Source organism: Flavimaribacter sediminis (assembly GCF_019492055.1).
Lineage (GTDB): Bacteria > Pseudomonadota > Alphaproteobacteria > Rhizobiales > Rhizobiaceae > Flavimaribacter > Flavimaribacter sediminis.
Genome location: NZ_JAICBX010000001.1, coordinates 1,618,139 through 1,636,132 on the forward strand (window position 1 = coordinate 1,618,139; position 17,994 = coordinate 1,636,132).

A 17,994-nucleotide genomic window follows, 5' to 3' on the forward strand; every position below is an offset into this window, starting at 1 on the left:
GGTTTTCAGCCCTGGCGCCGGCAAATTTCAAATTTCCTGCAATCAGTCCTTCATGTTCCCGCGAGTTCGAGGCCGTAATGTCACAAACGCAAAGCTCAAGAGACAAAAAACCCGGCCGCGTTATGCCGCCGGGTCAAGCAGAATAATTTGCAGTCTGATGGCGAACCTCGATCAGGCCGCCTTCTTGGTAGCAGGCGGCGTGGCTGCAGCGACTGCGGACTCGTATGGCTCGTAGGCCTTCCGTGCGAGTTCCATGCACATCTCGCTCATTTTCGTCGCTTCCGCCATGAATTCCTCATAGGCGTTTTTTGCGTAGTCGCTCTGGATTTCGAAAGCCTTGTCGAAGCTTTTCGCCGCCATGAGTTTCTCAAATGCAGCGGAATTACCTTCGTAGGTTTTTTTGGAGTAATCTGACATTTCGGTGGCCAGCGCCTGGAGGGCCTGAGCCGTCGCCGAGTAATTTGTCAGCATGTTGTCCATCATTTCTTTGCCCATTTTGCTGGCGTCGTCATAAGAAAACATGGTGTATCCTACTTGTAGTATTGTGGGGGGCTGGGTTAGACCTTGGGGCATACGGAGTGCGCCGGTCACATTCATTTTTAGTTGCGCCGCACAATTTTGTCAATATTTTTTGTGCAGTGCAGCGTTTGTCGGTATCGTCTCTGTCGGTGAAAAGGAATCGGAAACCATAAACGGATTGGTAACGCTACTTGCCTAAACTGCAACACAATTGTCGGATCAAGAAACGCCTCGGCAGGCCTTTTGGATCCGTATGTGTGCAGCGTAAATATATTGGACCGAAGCAGTGACAAAGACACAGTTCCATCTCGCCAATCCGGTTTCTACGAGAATCGCCAAAATCCTGTTGCTCGCGTTCGTCGCTCTTGCGATGACCCATACAGGACAGGCAACGGCCAATTCAAAGTACGCCGGCATCGTTGTCGACGCGAAAACTGGCAAGACACTCTATTCATCGAGTGCTGACAGCTATCGGTATCCTGCTTCGCTTACAAAGATGATGACGCTTTATTTGATGTTCGAGGCGATCGAACAGGGGCGGATAACAAAAGGCACGCGCATTCGCGTATCTTCAAAGGCTGCAGCCGAACCGCCCTCCAAACTCGGACTTTCTGCGGGCAGTACAATTACGGCCGAACAGGCGATCTACGCGCTGGTCACAAAATCCGCCAATGACGTATCTACGGCCGTCGCCGAGCATCTTGGCGGCTCGGAGGCTGAGTTCGCCCGGCAGATGACGCAAAAGGCGCGCTCGCTCGGCATGACGAAGACCACCTTCAGGAATGCGCACGGTCTTCCCAACACAGCTCAGAAGACAACAGCGCGCGACATGGCGCGTCTTGGCATTGCTCTTCGTGAGCACTTCCCGAAGGAATACAAGTATTTTTCTACCCGCAGTTTCCGTTTCGGCAAAGCGACCTACGGAAATCACAACCGACTGCTTGGAGCCGTTAAAGGCGTCGATGGCATCAAAACCGGTTACACTCGTGCATCGGGTTTCAATCTGGTAAGTTCCGTTAATACGAATGGCAGGCAGATTGTCGCCGTCGTAATGGGCGGCAAGACCGGAGCCAGTCGCAACGCCCAGATGCAGAAGCTCATTTCGCAGTATCTGAACAAGGCCTCGAAGCGTGGTCCAGGCAATCTGGTGGCGAAGACGACGTCCCCATACTATATCGCGCTACCCGAGATCGGCCCGGTGCCCAAAGCTCGCGATTTCTCAGAGCTGCGCGTAGCGCTCGCCTATTCCAACCAGCAGAAAGTCAGCGAATTTCCGATACCGGTAGCAAAACCGGTCATCGGCAAGGCTGCGCTGATTGATCAGCTGAACCAGCAGCGCGCCGCTGTTGTTCCAGTCGGCCGTCCGGAAACCTCCGTAGTCGTTGCGGAAATGCAGCATGACACGACGATCGGCGAAGGCGATGTGGATGAAATCGTGACGTCCAGCACGGCTGCGCCGTCCGGTTGGGTTGTGCAGATCGGCGCTACGCCGGATCGCGCAGAAGCCGAATCAATGCTTCAGGAGGCGAAATCCAAAACTGGTGGCCTCATTTCAAATGCACGCCCCTTCACCGTGGTGACCAACCAAAATGGAGAGCAGTTGCATCGGGCTCGATTCGCAGGATTTGACGGCAAGTCCGAAGCATGGAGCGCTTGTAATCAGTTGAAGAAAAACGGTTACGGTTGCTGGGCTACACAACAGTAAGTTAGGCCAGGAAATAAGGGCGCTTTAACCGTCAGTTCATATCCTCTGAAATAGTATTTGCGTAGTGGGGATTTTACCTATGTCGACTCAACAGAATATCCTTGGCCTCGTTGATGCGGGCCGCGAGAAAAACAGAACCTCCGGCATCGGGATGAACGCGTTTCATCAGGCTGCGATGCGCCTCGCGGATTTCAGACTCCGTCGCTCCAACCGAAAGACCAAGGACCTCGTACGCTTCCTCCTCAGTCATGGAGCCCGAAGCTGGCGGAGCTCGCAACCCTTCGTCCATGTCCGGGTCAAGGTCGTCACGCCAGGCGGGTTCTCTGCGGTCAAGATACGCCTCTAGGACCTGAACTGATTCCGGGTCGGGTTCCAGTTCACGAATCAAGACATACAAATCTTCCTTTTTCATGTCTGCCAGAAACTGCCCTTCATAACGGCCGGCAAGGACGAGGCCGTTCATTTCCCCGGTATCAAGGTCCAGTTCCATTTCCAGCGCTGCGGTTCGAACCCGTGATTTTCGGTTTCCGCGGCTCCCAGGCGTCGTACGCGCGCGCATTCTGGCGCGGGTAAACATTGCAAGAGCCAGTGACATAAGTCCAAATCCAAAAGCCCCTCTCCCGGTGATTGTCAAAATCAGACCAAATATGCCTAGGGCTACTGGCGCGGACATACGAAGCGTCGAGGCAATCTGACGCGCATCAAGACGCAAGAGGGCCATGCCTATGCCGCCCAAAAGCAAAGCAAACAATGCAAGATAGATAAATACCGTCATGGATATTCAGCCGCGTTTGCCGGAAAGCTGTTCCAGCAAAAGTCTTGATTCTGATATGCGGCTTGTTTGCAGCGCCTTTACGCCTCCGGAAGCGTACACAGCGACGGCTTTCAGCAAATTTTGAAGAGTATTCGCTGCGCTCTCGTCGAACTGAAAATAGGCGCCTTTGCTCAGTCGAGCGATTTCCTTAAATGCTGTCTGCGCGACAGGATCCCGCCCTTCCTGAAACATGAAGCAAGGCGCCTTGCGTATTCCAAGTTCTCCCGCCAATTCGCAAAGCTGGTCGATACTTTCTTCCATCGCGTCGCCGATATAGACGAGCGCACTAAGCGGCTCCCTGACGGCTTCATCCCTCGTGTGACGGAGAACCTTTGCTATCTGCGTGTGACCGCCGCGACAGTCGATCCGGGTCATTAGATCTCGCAATTGATCCGTGTCGGACACCCAGCGCGAAGACCTGCATTCGCCAAACCCACGAAAATAAACTAGTTGCACCTTTAGACCACCCGCTCGTCCAACCGCGTTGAACATATCGCCTTGTAGTCTGCAGGCCGCGTCCCAGGTGGGCTGCCTGCTCATCGTTGCATCGAGCGCAAATACAAGTTTTCCGGCTTTTCCGTCTGTTGCCGGCGCGATGTTACGCGCAGCTTTCAGGAACGCTGAGACTTCCTGTGTGGAAGAGACGTCGTCGCTTCGACTGAGGTTTCCGGAGGGGCTCCTCCTGTCTACGTCCTTGCCGCTCATCGAACACTCCACCGATCAATTCTGTATCTATAATAGCACTTAGTGATGTAGTGCATGAGAATAGAAGTGCGAAGGCGTTATTGCCTCGCTCTCCGAAAACGCCAGTAAAAATTTCTGTTACAGGAGACCGAGTTCAGCCAATTCTCTGCGCAGCTCCTGCGGTAGAGCGGTCAATCCTTCGTCGGAACTCTTCAGATCCCGTGGAGCATCTTCGCATTTTAGATAGCGCCAGCCTTGGAAAGCTCTGCGTGGCTGCCACTCCGTATGGACAAGTGTCGGCTCCAAAACGATGCGGCATCGAGAAATTCCGGATGGGTCGGTGAATGGCCGGATTTCATTAATTACTTGTCGAACCTGTATATTGCCCTTGATCACCCAATAGAGCGATCCGCCGTCGACCAGTTCTTCAGCGCGTTTTGGAGTCATCCGTGTCGTATGAAACTGGATGACTTCCTCGCCCGCCCGCTCCTTCTCGTTCAATCTGAAGCGAATCCACGTTTCGAGATCTTCGACCGAATCTACACCGACGCAGAGTTTTACGAGATTAAGACCCATGCCCCAGCAAGTAACTCTCGCAGCGCACCGGTCAAGTCGGTTCGCGAGCTGTCCACAACCACTCTTCTCAGCATTCCACCACGTTCACCGCCAAGCCGCCCTCACTGGTTTCCTTGTAGCGTTCATTCATATCGATGCCCGTCTGACGCATTGTCTCCACGCAAGCATCGAGCGGCACGAAATGCTGCCCGTCTCCCTTGAGCGCCAGTGATGCGGCCGTGACGGCTTTCACCGCACCCATTGCGTTTCTCTCGATACAGGGAACCTGGACGAGACCGGCCACGGGATCACACGTCATGCCCAGATGATGTTCGAGGGCTATTTCAGCGGCATTCTCGACCTGTTGCGGCGTTCCGCCCATTACGGCGGCAAGTCCGGCTGCGGCCATAGCCGAGGCCGAACCCACCTCACCCTGGCAGCCGACTTCTGCTCCGGATATCGAGGCATTGTGTTTGATCAGTCCGCCTATGGCCGCGGCAGTCAGCAGAAATTCCCGAATTCCCTTCTGGTCAGCCCCGCTCTGAAACCGCGTATAGTATTTGATCGTCGCGGGGATCACCCCGGCGGCGCCATTTGTCGGCGCCGTCACAACCCGTCCGCCGGAGGCATTCTCTTCATTCACCGCCATGGCATAGACACTTAGCCAGTCATTGGCGAGCAACGGGTTTGGCTGATTACGTTTCCACTCGCTGTCCAGTTTTTCGTGAATGGAGCGCGCACGCCGCTTTATTCTGAGACCGCCAGGCAATTCGCCGGTCTGCCGCAGGCCTCTCTCGATACAGCCTCCCATCGCCGACCAGATTCGATCCAGTCCCGAATAAAGTTCATCCACTGTCTGTCGAGTCTCTTCGTTCGCCTGTTTCATTTCGGCGATGGACAATCCGGACGCCTGCGCCATTTCCAACATTTCGGAGGCGCTGCTGAAAGGATACGGAATCTCTTCAGACATTTGATACTCCGTCTCGTTTTTCAGGGCGTCCAGTTCAAGATCCGTAACGACGAAGCCACCGCCAATCGAATAATAAATCCTCCGCAACAGCTGCCGGTCGTCCTTGTCGAAGGCTATGAATGTCATCCCGTTGGCATGCCCAGGAAGCGGGTTCTTGCGGTCGAAAACCAGATCAGACGCCGGATCAAAGCGATAGGCCGGGTGTCCGGGCGGCTCCATGACGCCGCTGTTTTCAACAGTGTCGACGATCGCATCCATAGCATCGGGATCAACGCTGTCCGGTTTTTCTCCGCACAGGCCCAGGATAACAGCCCGCCCCGAGCCGTGCCCGATCCCGGTATAGGCGAGGGAACCGTGAAGGCTCACCTTCAGGGCGGCGATCTCGCTGCCATAGGGCCGCGGCCAGTCTCCAGTGAGTATCTCATCCAGAAATCGGTTGGCGGCTGTCATGGGACCCATGGTGTGTGAACTCGAAGGACCTATTCCTATTTTGAAGACATCGAATACCGAAAGGAACATTGCAGTTTCCAGGAATGCTAGAGACGTCGTTGCTCTATCATATCTCTTTACGCTCGTGAGTCTTCCGGGATTGTCGACACGCCGTGGCATGAGGGCGACATCGAAACAAAAAGAAGCGGCGTAAGGATACCCTCACGCCGCTCTTTAAAACAAATCATAAAGTTGATTGGTTCAGACGCCACCGAACAGATAGATGAGAAAGATCAGGATGGCGAAACCGAAAACCGCGCGAGCTGTAACGCCCCAGCAGGATTTCTGAACGGTATCTTCCATTTTGGCTCCGAAAAGTACCCTGTTGCAGGCCGCGCCATTCAAAATCAGTCGCGGCAGTGCAGTGACATAGTAGATGCGGTGCGCTTTCGCAACTGCAAAATGGCGATTTTGTGTCAGGCTTTTTTAAACGATTATATTGTGATGAAAAGAGGCTCGTATTTTCAATCTGTTAGTTTGGCAAGCGGCGCCGGAGATATTGTTAAAAAAGTGTGAAAAACGCGTCAAAGCCTCGGCGTGATGTCCCTTGGAGTATGCGATCATGCACACGGAATGACAGTGAGTCGCCGCAGTCTGGCGTGTGTCGGACGCCAATGCTGTTTGATGCGCTGTTGGCATCGGTGTTGCGCTAAACTATTCTAAACGCATCAGGTCTAAGTCAGCGCCTTCCTATGAAATTCTTCGGCACATACATTTCTCGACTTGGCAGATCACACGCCCGACCGATCCGCGGTCGAATTCGGCTGTTTGACGTAGCTCGCGGCGTCGCGCTGGTCGCGATGGCGATCTACCATTTTACGTGGGACCTGGAGTTTTTTCACTATGTTCCGGCGGGACTGACCGCTGAAGGCGGCTGGAAGATTTTCGCCCGATGCATCGCTGGAAGTTTTCTGTTCCTGGTCGGAATCAGTCTCGTGCTCGCACACGGCGACAGGATCAAATGGCGGCCGTTTATCGGCAGGCTTGGAATGATTATTATGGCGTCGCTCGCCATCACAGTCGTCACTTACCTGATGATGCCACAGCGATACGTTTTTTTTGGAATACTCCACTGCATCGCCCTGTCCAGCCTGCTCGGCCTGGCGTTCCTCAGGCTCCCACCGCTTTTGATCGCATTGGCGGGATTTCTGATCATTTTCCTGTCACCCTATTTACATACGACGTTGCTTGATCACCCCCTACTCAACTGGATCGGGCTGTCGACCTACACAGTTCGTTCGAACGACTATGTGCCGCTCTTCCCCTGGTTTGGGCCAGTGTTAATCGGAATCGCGGTCGGAAAAGTTCTCAAAAGGTCTGATGGTCTGGCAAAATTGGGCGCGCTCTATTCCGCGAATGATCCCGTTGGTCAAAGTTTGACATTTTTGGGCAGGCACAGCCTGGCGTTCTATCTGATACACCAGCCGGTACTGTACGCGATCGTCTTTGTTTTCAGTCTTGTATCCCCGGCTGACCTGAGGCCGGTTTACCGCGACCTCTGCAATCCGAACTGCGCACAAAATGAATCGGTCGCATTCTGTCAACGCTACTGTCAGTGCACCGGAGACAAGTTCCATGAAGCAGGACTTCTGAAGGACATCCTGTATGACAGGTTGGTATACCAGGGCAATGAAACGGTGACCTCTGTGGTTTCGAGTTGCACCGCAGAATCCCGCGTATTGCAGTGAAATCTATTGCGAATGAATTTGGTCAGGATCCAACGCGCAGTTCGGCCAGACGCGCCAGACAGGCCTCGTCGACATTGTCCAGTTCCGCGAGTGTTTCCTCGATGTCCTTGCGCTTCTGATTGAGTTGATCGCGCTTTTCCGCAACGCGCTGCATCATCAATTCGAGCTGCCCGATTTCACCCGGCGGCCCTTTGTATATATCGATGATTTCTCGGATTTCAGCTATCGTGAATCCGAGCCTCCTCCCCCTCAGGATTTCGCCGATGAGGTGACGGTCCGACGCCTTGAATAATCTGGTGCGCCCTCGCCGCTCCGGGTGGATCAGTCCCTCATCCTCATAGAATCTCAGGGTGCGGGTCGATACGCCGAACTCGCGCGTCAGTTCGGTGATGGAATAGTATTTATGCATTGGCTCTCATGATGTTGAGAGGACAGTGGATGACTTTTACGTAAAAGTCAATTTTTTGACTGTCTTGGCGCGGTCTTCACCGAGCCAAGTCTCCTACAATAGGCCGAACCACCATCCCGCCAGGCCGAGGAATGAGAAAAAGCCGACAATATCAGTCACTGTCGTCACAAAAACCGCAGAGGCCAGCGCGGGATCGACTCCGATCTTGTCGAGCAACAATGGCAGCAGAATACCGGCAAGCGCCGCCGAAACCATGTTGATCACCATTGCGATAGCAATCACCAAACCGAGCTGTGCATTGCCGAACCAGACAAATGCCATGATAGCGACCAGAACGGCGAACAACAGGCCGTTGATCAGTCCGATCCAGGTTTCACGCCGTATGATGCGGGCGGCGTTGTAAATATCCAAATCACGCGTCGCCAGCGCGCGCACAGTCACCGTCAGCGTCTGAGTTCCCGCATTGCCTCCCATGGACGCGACGATTGGCATCAGGACGGCGAGCGCGACCATCTGCTGGATTGTGGCGTCGAAAATACCAATGATCAGCGAGGCAAGTATCGCTGTCGCCAGATTGACGAGTAGCCAGGGAAAGCGTGAGCGCACGGTGGAGACGACATTGTCCGACAGTTCCTCATCGCCGACGCCCCCGAGAAACTTGATGTCTTCCTCTGCCTCTTCCTGGATCACATCGAGTACATCGTCGATTGTCAGAACGCCGACCAGCCTGTTGTTTTCGTCAACGACGGCAGCCGACAGGAGGTCGTATTGGCTCATCAATTGCGCGGCGTCTTCCTGGTCCATCAAAGCCGGAATGGACCTGCTGGTCTCGTGCATGATGTCTTCGACGCGCACTTCGCGCCTGCTGCGAAGGATGCTGTCCAGATCGATTGCGCCAAGCAGTCGAAAAGTAGGGTCGACAACGAAAACCTGAGCAAATGAGAAAGGAAGATTTTCATCTTCACGCAAATAGTCGATGGTCTGTCCGACGCTCCAGAATGGCGGCACGGCGACAAACTCCGTCTGCATCCGTCGTCCCGCGGTCTCTTCGGGATAGTCCAGCGAGCGACGCAGGCGAACCCGTTCCGTAAACGGTAGACGCGCGAGGATATCGTCCTGCTCCTCGGGGTCGAGATCCTCGAGAATGTAGACAGCATCATCGGAATCGAGCTCGCCAAGACCTTCGACCATTTGCTCGATCGGCAGGTCGCCGACAATCTCGCGGCGAACGGACTCGTCCACCTCCGTCAGCGCTGTGAAATCGAAATCCTCTCCCAGCAGTCCGACGAGAGCCCTACGTTGCTCCGACTGAAGGGACTCCAGCAGATCACCGAGTTCTGATTCGTGAAGGCTGGCGACCTGCTCCTTCAGAAACAGGATGTCGCGGTCTGCAATCGCAGCGCCTACGCGAGCGAGGTACTCGCTGCGGATTACCCCGTCATCGTCGTAGAGATCGGTAGCTTCTGCGGCCGTATTTTCGGCTGCGGTGTCTTCAGCCTCTTCGCTCATTGATATCCATGGGTTCGCGCGTGACTAGAATTCCGCGGAACATAGAGCGACTGCAGACCAAAGGAAACAGTCAGACTCCCTCTACAGCGAGGATTATCCAATTTGGCGTCAATGGCGTGAAATTGATCAAAAACAACGCTCAATCATTGCGGTGGCACACCGTCGCTTTGCGCCAGACACGCGGCGAAAACCGCCGGATCAACATTCCCGCCTGAAAGCACGACCACGACCGTGCTTCCGGCAAATCTTTGGCGCTGCTGTAGCAAGGCTGCGAATGCGGCCGCCCCGCCGGGTTCGACGACGACTTTCAGATGCTGGTACGCGAGGAACATGGCCGACAACGCCTCGTCATCGGTAATGGCGTATCCGCCGCTTACGTGTTCCTGAATGACTTTGAACGGTCGCACGCCAACGGACTTGGTCAACAATGCGTCGCAAATCGTCCTGGTTTGAAAATCTGCGTTCTGCCTGGTTCCGGTTGCGAGCGAACGAATGACATCGTCAAAACCCGCCGGTTCAGCAAACCATATTGCCGTATCGGGCATGCAGGATTTCACCGCCAGGGCGATTCCGGAAAGCAGTCCGCCTCCGCCAGCCGGACAAAAGACGTGATCTACCCGGGTTCCGGCGTCAATCGCGTCTTGTACGATTTCCAGACCTGTCGTCCCCTGCCCGGACATGATGTCAAGATCATCGAACGGCCTGACGATTTCGGCATTTGTCTCCATGGAGATTGCGTGGGCGATGGCTTCACGATCTTCGCTAAATCGGTCGTAGGTGACGATATTTGCCCCGTATGCGCGCGTGTTTCCCAACTTGATAGCAGGCGCGTCGTCCGGCATGACGATTGTACAGGAGAGGCCGAGCAGTTGCGCCGCGTGGGCGACGCCTTGAGCATGATTGCCGGATGAAAAGGCTACGACCGGTTTTCCGGGTTCCGCTTCGGACAGTCTCGAGAGTTTCGTGTAGGCGCCGCGAAACTTGAATGACCCGGTTTTCTGCAGACACTCAGGCTTGAACAAGACGCGCATACCCAAAAATTCATTGAGCAGCGTCGCTTCCAGCAATGGCGTTCTTCGCGCCTGACCTTTTATGCGCTCTGCCGCATTCTCGATCATCGCCAGATCGATTCCAGGCTGATGCAGTATTTCTTCGGCAATTTCCATTTGTTTTACCTCAAAATATGGTCGAGAACGGCGTTGGCTGTGGAGATACTGCATGCCAGAGGCAAGTCATAAACAATAGCCAGTCGCGTCAGCGCCTTAACGTCTACGTCATGCGGCAGTGGCGAAAGCGGGTCGACAAAGAAAATCAAAGCGTCAAGCTGATCTTCGGCGATCAAGGCGCCAATCTGCTGATCGCCACCCAACGGTCCGCTTTTCAGTGCCTTGACGTGTAGTTCGGGAAGCGCAGCGCTTATGCGGCCTCCTGTCGTGCCTGTTGCGACGATTTCCATTTTCGCAAGGCGCGGCGCATTGCGAACGACCCAGTCGACAAGAGCATCCTTCTTTGCGTCATGGGCGACGAGCGCGATTCTGGTGGGCATGGTCCAACATTCCGATTTACGACTTCCCGGCTGGTTATAACAGGACATCGGGGAAGAAAAGCCATCCTCTGTTGATACCAGGCATCGACGCCCTTGATTGTTTTAAATCTAAAATATAATTTTTGATTTCAGTTCGCGTCATCCGATTGCCGCCTTTCGCATGTGGCAAACGACGCGAATAATTAATTGACCAGTCGGTCGGCTTATGGCCTAATGACTGCGCAATCAGCCCGGGATAACCGGAGGAGGAACATATGGGTATTATTTCAAAAATTGGCGCTGTCAGCGCTCTCTGCCTTTCAATTGCCAGCGTTTCAATGTCAGCGCAGGCGCAAACAACGGAATTGACGGTCTCATCCTGGCTGCCGCCATCACATCCGATTGTTGAAGATATGGTTGTGCCCTGGATCAAGCAGGTCGAGGAAGCGACGAATGGCTCCGTCTCCATCAAGATCCTTCCCAAACCGGTAGGATCCCCGCCTGCGCACTTCGATATCGCGCGCGACGGTCTGGCCGACATAACCTTCGGCGTCCATGGCTATCAGCCTGGTCGCTTTGTCCTCACATCAGTCGCCGAAATGCCATTTCTTGGCGACAGCGCAGAAGCCACGTCAGTCGCCTATTGGCGTATTTATGAAAAATACATGGCCGACAAAGGCGAACATGACGGCGTCAAAGTCCTCAGCGTCTTCACCCACGGTCCCGGCGTCATCATGACAACGGGCGATCCGATCGAACAGATGTCCGACCTCGACGGCATGAAGATCCGCGTCGGCGGCGGCATCATCAAGGACCTCGCCGGCGCCATGAATGTGGTTGCCATCCTGAAACCAGCTACGCAGGTTTACGAAATTCTGTCGCGCGGCATTGCTGACGGCGTATTCTTCCCGATGGAATCCCTGGCGGCTTTCAAGCTTGAGGGGCTGCTCAAGAACCTGACGGAAGTTCCAGGCGGCCTTTATAACACCTCTTTCTTTCTGGTCATGAACCCGGCCTCCTACGACAAGTTGACGGATGAACAGAAAGCCGCGGTCGACGCTGCTTCCGGCGAGGCGTTCGCGAAACTCGCCGGCGCCGCATGGGACGTGGCGGACGAGGAAGGCCGTCAGGTCGCTCTCGACAACGATATTCAGATCATGACAGCGTCGGAATCGTTTGTCGGAGAAATTGGCACAGCGTCTGGTCCTATCATCGACGCCTGGTACGTCGAAGCCGACAAGAAAGGCGTAGACGGCAAAGCGATGCTTGAAGAGTTCAAGCAGCTCGCGAAAGAACTCGAAGCTTCCAACTGAGCCGCTGACTGATGTCAGAAACAGTATCCAGGGTCGCGCGCGTCGCGACCCTTATTCTTGAGATCAGCGGCGCCGCGCTTCTCGTGGCGATGATGCTGATGACATTTGCAGATGTTATCGGGCGCTATTTCTTCAACAGCCCGATCGATGGCGCGTTCGAACTGACTGAATTGATGTTGGCGACACTGCTTTATTGCGGACTCCCGCTCATATCCATGCGTGACGGCCATGTGACGGTCGACCTCCTGGAGGGCGGACTTTCAACGCGAACGAAGCGCGTGAGAGACGCTGTCGTCAACCTTTTGATGGCTGGCGCGCTGGCGTTTCTCGCCGTGAAGCTTTGGGGCAAGGCAGACCTTTCCGGCTACGACACGACGGCCATTCTCGAAATTCCGCTCGCGCCGCTAATGCGTTTCATGGCTATTTCGTGCGGCGTTAGCGCAATCCTGACGCTTATGCTTCTGCATTTTCCGAACAAACCCGTCGATCGGGAAGTGGTGGCCGGGCAATGATCGAATCCCTCATCGGCTTTGCAGTGCTTCTTGCGCTGGTGTTCATGCGCATCCCCATTGCGCTCGCCATGGGCATCGTTGGTTATGTCGGTTTCGGCATGTTCGTTTCCTTCAGCGCGGCAGGCAGCCTCATTGCAAACATGGCCTACGAAACCGGCGTCAATTATGAACTGTCGGTCGTCCCGCTTTTCGTATTGATGGGCAATCTGGTGTCTCGCGCCGGCCTGTCGGAAGAGCTCTATAACGCGTCAAATGCATTCCTCGGACACAGACGCGGCGGTCTTGCGATGGCCACGATCGTTGCCTGCGGCGGTTTCTCGGCGGTGTGCGGTTCATCGATCGCTACGGCCGCGACGATGTCGAAGGTGACGATGCCTTCCATGCGGAAATTCGGATACTCCGATTCGCTGGCTGCCGGCGCTATCGCTTCCGGCGGAACGCTTGGCATACTCATCCCGCCTTCCGTCATTCTCGTCATTTACGGCGTGATGACGGAAAGCAATATCGGAAAGCTATTCATCGCTGGCATCCTTCCCGGTATCCTCGGCGTGTTGTTGTACATGGCCGCTGTGCGCTTTACCGTCTGGCGCAAACCGGAATCCGGCCCGCCTGGCGATCGCGCTGACTGGTCGCAGCGTTTCAGGGCGCTTCGCTCGACCTGGGCGGTGATCTTCCTGTTTGTCCTGATAATCGGCGGCATCTATGGCGGGATCTTCACACCGACTGAAGCAGCCGGCGTAGGCGCCACCGGCGCATTCCTGATTTCATTCCTGCGCCGCAAGCTCGGATGGAATGACCTATTCTCCGTGCTTGTGGAAACGATCGAGACAACGGCAATGCTGTTCTTCGTTCTGATCGGAGCACAGATATTCTCGAATTTCATCAACTACGCCGACCTGCCGAATATCCTGACTGACTGGATCCTTGGCATGACGGTGTCGCCCTACCTCGTCATGGCGCTGATACTTCTGATTTATCTGCTGCTTGGCTGCGTCCTCGAAAGCCTTTCGATGATCCTCCTGACTGTGCCCGTTTTCTATCCGGTCATACTGGGGCTCGATTTCGGAATGAGTGAAGAAATGACGCTTATCTGGTTCGGCATCATCGTCGTCGTCGTAACCGAGATCAGCCTGATAACGCCTCCAATCGGAATGAACGTATTCGTCCTGAAAGCGATGCTACCGGACGTATCCACCGGCAAGATATTTTCCGGCGTCACGCCATTCTGGGTCGCCGACGTCGTTCGGTTGTCTCTTCTGGTCCTGATACCGGCGATATCGCTCATGCTGCCGAGGTTCATGAATTAGCGCGCAGGGATTTCTACCCTATCCCGTGCGCACAGTCCTGCTATAAAAGAGCAACCCCCGATGGAAGCTCTGTCATATGTCGGAACACGATAAGCTATCGCTCTTCGTCAATGCGCCGCCTGTCGCCGTGTTTTCGGTGCTTGCCGACGTAAAAAACAGAACCGTCATTCTGTCCGGAGTTCGCAAAGTACGGCTGTCTGGCCCGCTGCCCATAGACGCCTGTAGCAGCTTTCGGGAATGGCGAAGGGATTCCGTCAGGCTGTCAGGAATTGTCTTCCGTTTAGCGACATTCAATCCGCCACGGGAAATCGCCTTGAATCAGCGCGGTCTGGTCATCGAGGTGAACATGCCGCTGCGGCTGGAGCCAGATCATGACGGAACGCATCTGACGGGTCAGGTCACGGTGTCAAGCCGTCTCATCCCGTCGCCCCTCCTCCGACTGATCGAAAGACCGGTGTCGCGGTATTGGTCACGGCTATTCGAAACAGACCTGATGGAGATCAAGAAATATGTCGAGCAGCGCGCCAATCCAGTGTGGCGCGCCGGTCTGCGCTCGAAACACGATGCCTGATCAGTTGCCCGTCTGAACGACCGGGCTTCCCTTGTCGGCAAGCGCCTTCAGATCGGCCGGCTTGAGCTCCACGGATTCTCCGCAGCCACAGGCCGATGTCTGGTTCGGATTGTTGAATACGAATCCGGACCGGAGTTTCGTCGTCTCGAAATCCATTTCCGTACCGAGCAGGAAGAGAGCCGCTTCCGGGGCAACGAACACCCGTGCGCCGTCATGAACGACCTCGTCGTCCTTGCCGGTGTCTTCGGTCGCCAGGTCGACCGTATATTCCATGCCTGCACAACCGCCCTTCTTGATACCGACGCGCAGCCCGATGGCAGGCTCGCCAGCATTCGCGACCACCGCTTTGACGCGCTCGGCAGCCTTGTCGGTCAGTGTCATTACGGTAAATCCGTTCACACTCTTTCTCCCTTCGTGTGGAGGAAGCATCTGTCTATAAATATAGACTCAACCGCTCATATTTCAATCAGTACCAGCCGACCGCAATCTGCGCTTCTTCCGACATGCGATCGGGAGTCCATGGAGGGTCAAACGTCATATTGACGTCGACATCCATCACGCCTTCAACGGAACGGACGGCGTTTTCCACCCAACCCGGCATTTCTCCGGCGACGGGACAGCCCGGCGCCGTCAGCGTCATGTCGACCTTGACTGTGCGATCATCCTCGATATCGATGCGATAGATCAGGCCGAGTTCGTATATATCCGCCGGGATCTCCGGGTCGTAGACAGTCTTCAACGCGGCGATGATGTCGTCGGTGAGCCTGGCGAGCTCTTCGCGCGGGATGTCGGACGCGGAAAAAGTCCCCTTGCCGGCGTTGTCTTGTCCAGGCGCTATGTCAGTCGTTGTCTCATCCGTCATGCTCAACATCCCTGTTTCCGCGGCTCAGGCGAAAAATTCCTTCGCTTTTTTCAGCGCGTCAACCAACGCATCGACTTCGGAGCGCGTATTGTAGAGCCCGAACGAAGCCCTGCAGGTTGATGTCACGCCAAATTGCTTCAGCAGCGGTTGCGCGCAATGTGTGCCGGCTCTTACCGCCACACCCGAACGATCAATAACCATCGAAACATCATGCGCGTGAATACCTTCGATCTCGAAGGACACGATAGCGCCCTTGCCCGGCGCGTCGCCAAATATCTTCAGTGAATTGATAGCGCGCAGCCTGTCATGTGCGTATGCGCAGAGATCCGCTTCATGAGCGGCGATCGCATCGCGTCCGATGCTTTCCATATAGTCGAGCGCCGCGCCAAGACCAATAGCCTGCACAATCGGGGGCGTGCCGGCCTCGAAACGATGTGGCGGCGCGTTGTAACTGATTTCGTCCTGGCTGACGTCGAGAATCATTTCTCCGCCACCCTGAAACGGCCGCATTTTCTCCAGCATCGCCTGCTTGCCGTAGAGCACGCCGATCCCCGACGGGCCGTATACCTTGTGACCGGTGAAGACATACCAGTCGCAATCGATATCCTGAACGTCGACGCTCATGTGCACGGCGGCCTGACTGCCGTCGACAAGAACCGGAATGCCGCGCTCGTGGGCGATCCGGCACACTTCCTTGACCGGAACCACGGTGCCGAGAACATTCGACATATGGGTAATCGCCACCAGTTTGGTTCGATCCGTCAGTTGCGCCTCGAAGTCTTCAATTTTGAAAGCGCCATTGCCATCGACCGGAACCCATTTCAGCTTTGCTCCCTGACGCTCGCGTATGAAATGCCAGGGCACGATGTTGGAATGGTGCTCCATGATCGTCAGCACGATCTCGTCATCGGCTTCGATGAACGGCATGCCGTAGCTGTAAGCAACGGTGTTGATTGCTTCGGTCGTCGACTTCGTGAAGACGATGTTGTCGACGCTTTCGGCGTTCAAAAACGATCTGACCTTCTCGCGCGCCTGCTCGTATGCGTCGGTCGCCGCATTTGACAGGTAGTGCAGACCACGATGAACATTTGCGTATTCGTTGGAATAGGCGTTTGTAATCGCGTCGATCACAGATTGCGGCTTCTGGGCTGATGCGCCGTTGTCGAGATAAACGAGCGGTTTGCCGTAGACCTCGCGCGACAATATCGGGAAATCACGCCGAATGGCTTCGACATCATAACCGGTTGAGCCGGACAACCTTGTTTCCGCGGTAGCGTCAGGCATGTTGCGCCAGCCATTCCGAGAATCTGTTCTCGAAGGCCTCGACCAGATCCTCCTGCTCCAGATCTTCGACGATTTCGGATATGAAAGCGTTTACGAGCATTGCCCGCGCCTTCGAATCAGAGATACCACGCGCCTTGAGATAGAAGAGATGGTTCTCGTCGATATCGGTGACCGTTGCGCCATGTCCGCACTGAACGTCATCTGCGAATATTTCGAGTTCCGGCTTTGAGAAGAACTCGCCCTCGTCCGACAATAGCAACGTGTTGCAAGCCATTTTGGCGTCCGTCTTCTGGGCAATCTGCGCGACGCGGATCTGTCCCTGGAACACGCCGCGCGCCCGATCGAAGACGACGTTGCGCAGGGTCTCGGCGGATACGCAATTCGCCACCAGATGATCGAATTCCATCGTGATGTCGGTGTGGCTGTCTCCACCCAGAAGATTGACCCCGCGAAGCGCGAAGTCGGAGTTCTCGCCATCGGCAGTTACGTGCACTTCCTGACGCACCAGATGGCCTCCGGCGTTGGCTATGAAAAGCGTAAGCCGGGCGTCTTCGCCCAGACGGATGTTGATCTGGCCGAGATGCGTATCGGAAACGCCGCGTTCCTGGCTAATGATCCAGGTAACAGCAGCGCCCTTGCCAATAGTGAGATCGGTGATGGAAGATACGAAGGAATCGGTCTTGCCAGCTGCAATTTGCCGTTCGATGAACGTACCTGACGCGCCTTCTCCGATGTTGACGGACATGCGCGTGTGCAAATGACCGCCCAACGACGCGTTCTGAAACTCGATTGTTTTTTCAAGCTTCGCGCCCTTTGACACCTCGACTACCGAGCCCCCGTCCACGAACATGCTGTTTACGCGTCCGATGAAGTCATCCGATCGTTTTGACGCCAACAGATCGGTTGCGCGCTCTGAAGCCAGCAATTCCTTGAAAGACGAAACATCCATACCATCCGGAATGGCGCTGTCCTGGCAGTCGTTGCGGGCGGACAGTACGATTGAGTCCGGGACAATGGGCTTTGCCGACGCGCCTGCTTCAGCTGAAAAGTCTGAGGGCGCCGATTTCAGCAGCGTCCGAAGATCGGTGTAGTGCCATGTCTCGATACGCCGCCCAGGTAGACCCGTCTGAGCGAAGTCGTGGACAAGCCCGTCCCGAAGTTCTGTCACGGATGCGTCGCCCTGAAGCGCGTCGCGCCGTTCCGAATATCGATCGAGTAACGACTGTTCGGCGGCCGTGATCGGTTTCTTGCTTTGCACGTTCATATCAAACCTTGCCT

At 55.2% G+C, this 17,994-nt stretch carries 20 protein-coding genes; 7 read left to right on the forward strand and 13 right to left on the reverse strand.

All coding sequences use genetic code 11. The features are described from left to right. Positions 1–171 precede the first annotated feature (171 nt). Positions 172–597, reverse strand: a complete 426-nt coding sequence (locus K1W69_RS07700; protein WP_370688203.1) for a phasin family protein — start codon at positions 595–597, stop codon at positions 172–174. Between the two features lie 292 nt (positions 598–889). On the opposite strand from K1W69_RS07700, the gene K1W69_RS07705 reads away from it, so the two are divergent. Then, complete coding sequence (locus tag K1W69_RS07705) at positions 890–2,224, forward strand: D-alanyl-D-alanine carboxypeptidase (protein ID WP_220227887.1); 1,335 nt, start codon at positions 890–892, stop codon at positions 2,222–2,224. A 73-nt stretch (positions 2,225–2,297) separates the two neighbouring features. On the opposite strand, the gene K1W69_RS07710 is transcribed toward K1W69_RS07705, so the two are convergent. From K1W69_RS07710 to K1W69_RS07725, 4 genes are all read right to left on the reverse strand, one after another. After that, positions 2,298–2,999, reverse strand: a complete 702-nt coding sequence (locus K1W69_RS07710; RefSeq protein ID WP_220227699.1) for a DnaJ domain-containing protein — start codon at positions 2,997–2,999, stop codon at positions 2,298–2,300. Positions 3,000–3,005: 6 nt separating this feature from the next. Next, positions 3,006–3,413, reverse strand: coding sequence for a hypothetical protein (locus K1W69_RS27305; RefSeq protein ID WP_306308768.1), 408 nt, complete (start codon positions 3,411–3,413; stop codon positions 3,006–3,008). A 447-nt stretch (positions 3,414–3,860) separates the two neighbouring features. Beyond that, positions 3,861–4,298 (reverse strand): DUF1489 family protein, encoded by a 438-nt coding sequence (locus K1W69_RS07720; RefSeq protein WP_220227701.1) that lies wholly within the window; start codon positions 4,296–4,298, stop codon positions 3,861–3,863. A gap of 67 nt (positions 4,299–4,365) precedes the next feature. Continuing rightward, entirely contained in the window at positions 4,366–5,766 is a 1,401-nt protein-coding gene (locus tag K1W69_RS07725) for an L-serine ammonia-lyase (protein WP_220227702.1), read from the reverse strand. A gap of 162 nt (positions 5,767–5,928) precedes the next feature. On the opposite strand from K1W69_RS07725, the gene K1W69_RS07730 reads away from it, so the two are divergent. Both K1W69_RS07730 and K1W69_RS07735 read left to right on the forward strand, forming a co-directional pair. After that, the gene (locus K1W69_RS07730; RefSeq protein ID WP_220227703.1) at positions 5,929–6,252 is read left to right on the forward strand and encodes a hypothetical protein; all 324 of its coding nucleotides are present in this window, start codon (positions 5,929–5,931) and stop codon (positions 6,250–6,252) included. A 176-nt stretch (positions 6,253–6,428) separates the two neighbouring features. Continuing rightward, on the forward strand, positions 6,429–7,424 hold the full coding sequence (locus tag K1W69_RS07735; RefSeq protein WP_220227704.1) for a heparan-alpha-glucosaminide N-acetyltransferase: 996 nt from the start codon (positions 6,429–6,431) through the stop codon (positions 7,422–7,424). Between the two features lie 22 nt (positions 7,425–7,446). Here K1W69_RS07735 and K1W69_RS07740 read toward each other — a convergent pair whose 3' ends face one another. The 4 genes from K1W69_RS07740 to K1W69_RS07755 all read right to left on the reverse strand — a co-directional run bounded on the left by K1W69_RS07740 (position 7,447) and on the right by K1W69_RS07755 (position 10,888). Next, positions 7,447–7,833, reverse strand: a complete 387-nt coding sequence (locus tag K1W69_RS07740) for a MerR family transcriptional regulator (protein WP_220227705.1) — start codon at positions 7,831–7,833, stop codon at positions 7,447–7,449. Between the two features lie 93 nt (positions 7,834–7,926). Next, on the reverse strand, positions 7,927–9,342 hold the full coding sequence (mgtE, locus tag K1W69_RS07745) for a magnesium transporter (protein WP_220227706.1): 1,416 nt from the start codon (positions 9,340–9,342) through the stop codon (positions 7,927–7,929). Positions 9,343–9,485: 143 nt separating this feature from the next. After that, on the reverse strand, positions 9,486–10,508 hold the full coding sequence (locus tag K1W69_RS07750) for a threonine ammonia-lyase (protein ID WP_220227707.1): 1,023 nt from the start codon (positions 10,506–10,508) through the stop codon (positions 9,486–9,488). 5 nt (positions 10,509–10,513) lie between these two features. Continuing rightward, positions 10,514–10,888: a methylglyoxal synthase gene (locus K1W69_RS07755; RefSeq protein WP_220227708.1), complete on the reverse strand. Its 375-nt coding sequence runs from the start codon at positions 10,886–10,888 to the stop codon at positions 10,514–10,516. Between the two features lie 254 nt (positions 10,889–11,142). Between K1W69_RS07755 and K1W69_RS07760 the strand changes: the two genes are divergently transcribed. From K1W69_RS07760 to K1W69_RS07775, 4 genes are all read left to right on the forward strand, one after another. Next, complete coding sequence (locus tag K1W69_RS07760; protein WP_220227709.1) at positions 11,143–12,180, forward strand: TRAP transporter substrate-binding protein; 1,038 nt, start codon at positions 11,143–11,145, stop codon at positions 12,178–12,180. Between the two features lie 11 nt (positions 12,181–12,191). Beyond that, positions 12,192–12,692 (forward strand): TRAP transporter small permease, encoded by a 501-nt coding sequence (locus K1W69_RS07765; RefSeq protein WP_220227710.1) that lies wholly within the window; start codon positions 12,192–12,194, stop codon positions 12,690–12,692. Further along, positions 12,689–13,999 (forward strand): TRAP transporter large permease, encoded by a 1,311-nt coding sequence (locus K1W69_RS07770; protein ID WP_220227711.1) that lies wholly within the window; start codon positions 12,689–12,691, stop codon positions 13,997–13,999. The genes K1W69_RS07765 and K1W69_RS07770 overlap by 4 nt, the downstream gene beginning before the upstream one ends. Before the next feature lie 76 nt (positions 14,000–14,075). Then, positions 14,076–14,570 carry an SRPBCC family protein gene (locus K1W69_RS07775; RefSeq protein WP_220227712.1) on the forward strand — a complete coding sequence of 165 codons (495 nt, stop codon included), beginning with the start codon at positions 14,076–14,078 and terminating at the stop codon, positions 14,568–14,570. Here the strand turns inward: K1W69_RS07775 and sufA are convergent, their stop codons facing one another. The 4 genes from sufA to sufD all read right to left on the reverse strand — a co-directional run bounded on the left by sufA (position 14,571) and on the right by sufD (position 17,980). After that, positions 14,571–14,951, reverse strand: a complete 381-nt coding sequence (gene sufA, locus K1W69_RS07780) for a Fe-S cluster assembly scaffold SufA (protein ID WP_258570937.1) — start codon at positions 14,949–14,951, stop codon at positions 14,571–14,573. A gap of 85 nt (positions 14,952–15,036) precedes the next feature. After that, a complete protein-coding gene (locus K1W69_RS07785; protein ID WP_220227714.1) occupies positions 15,037–15,432 on the reverse strand; it encodes an SUF system Fe-S cluster assembly protein in 396 nt (131 codons plus the stop codon). Positions 15,433–15,456: 24 nt separating this feature from the next. Next, on the reverse strand, positions 15,457–16,716 hold the full coding sequence (locus K1W69_RS07790) for a cysteine desulfurase (protein WP_220227715.1): 1,260 nt from the start codon (positions 16,714–16,716) through the stop codon (positions 15,457–15,459). Continuing rightward, positions 16,709–17,980, reverse strand: a complete 1,272-nt coding sequence (gene sufD / locus K1W69_RS07795) for a Fe-S cluster assembly protein SufD (protein ID WP_220227716.1) — start codon at positions 17,978–17,980, stop codon at positions 16,709–16,711. Before sufD ends, K1W69_RS07790 begins: the two co-directional genes overlap by 8 nt. Positions 17,981–17,994 lie beyond the last annotated feature (14 nt).

Bases quoted from the DNA above. Each gene is read 5' to 3' on its own strand.
- K1W69_RS07740 (WP_220227705.1), bottom strand. From the start codon at position 7,833: ATGCATAAATACTATTCCATCACCGAACTGACGCGCGAGTTCGGCGTA.
- K1W69_RS07735 (WP_220227704.1), top strand. From the start codon at position 6,429: ATGAAATTCTTCGGCACATACATTTCTCGACTTGGCAGATCACACGCC.
- K1W69_RS07755 (WP_220227708.1), bottom strand. From the start codon at position 10,888: ATGCCCACCAGAATCGCGCTCGTCGCCCATGACGCAAAGAAGGATGCT.
- K1W69_RS07790 (WP_220227715.1), bottom strand. From the start codon at position 16,716: ATGCCTGACGCTACCGCGGAAACAAGGTTGTCCGGCTCAACCGGTTAT.
- K1W69_RS07705 (WP_220227887.1), top strand. From the start codon at position 890: ATGACCCATACAGGACAGGCAACGGCCAATTCAAAGTACGCCGGCATC.
- K1W69_RS27305 (WP_306308768.1), bottom strand. From the start codon at position 3,413: ATGACCCGGATCGACTGTCGCGGCGGTCACACGCAGATAGCAAAGGTT.
- K1W69_RS07700 (WP_370688203.1), bottom strand. From the start codon at position 597: ATGAATGTGACCGGCGCACTCCGTATGCCCCAAGGTCTAACCCAGCCC.
- K1W69_RS07760 (WP_220227709.1), top strand. From the start codon at position 11,143: ATGGGTATTATTTCAAAAATTGGCGCTGTCAGCGCTCTCTGCCTTTCA.
- K1W69_RS07775 (WP_220227712.1), top strand. From the start codon at position 14,076: ATGTCGGAACACGATAAGCTATCGCTCTTCGTCAATGCGCCGCCTGTC.
- mgtE (WP_220227706.1), bottom strand. From the start codon at position 9,342: ATGAGCGAAGAGGCTGAAGACACCGCAGCCGAAAATACGGCCGCAGAA.
- K1W69_RS07710 (WP_220227699.1), bottom strand. From the start codon at position 2,999: ATGACGGTATTTATCTATCTTGCATTGTTTGCTTTGCTTTTGGGCGGC.
- K1W69_RS07750 (WP_220227707.1), bottom strand. From the start codon at position 10,508: ATGGAAATTGCCGAAGAAATACTGCATCAGCCTGGAATCGATCTGGCG.
- K1W69_RS07770 (WP_220227711.1), top strand. From the start codon at position 12,689: ATGATCGAATCCCTCATCGGCTTTGCAGTGCTTCTTGCGCTGGTGTTC.
- K1W69_RS07725 (WP_220227702.1), bottom strand. From the start codon at position 5,766: ATGTTCCTTTCGGTATTCGATGTCTTCAAAATAGGAATAGGTCCTTCG.
- K1W69_RS07785 (WP_220227714.1), bottom strand. From the start codon at position 15,432: ATGACGGATGAGACAACGACTGACATAGCGCCTGGACAAGACAACGCC.
- K1W69_RS07720 (WP_220227701.1), bottom strand. From the start codon at position 4,298: ATGGGTCTTAATCTCGTAAAACTCTGCGTCGGTGTAGATTCGGTCGAA.
- sufA (WP_258570937.1), bottom strand. From the start codon at position 14,951: ATGACACTGACCGACAAGGCTGCCGAGCGCGTCAAAGCGGTGGTCGCG.
- K1W69_RS07765 (WP_220227710.1), top strand. From the start codon at position 12,192: ATGTCAGAAACAGTATCCAGGGTCGCGCGCGTCGCGACCCTTATTCTT.
- sufD (WP_220227716.1), bottom strand. From the start codon at position 17,980: ATGAACGTGCAAAGCAAGAAACCGATCACGGCCGCCGAACAGTCGTTA.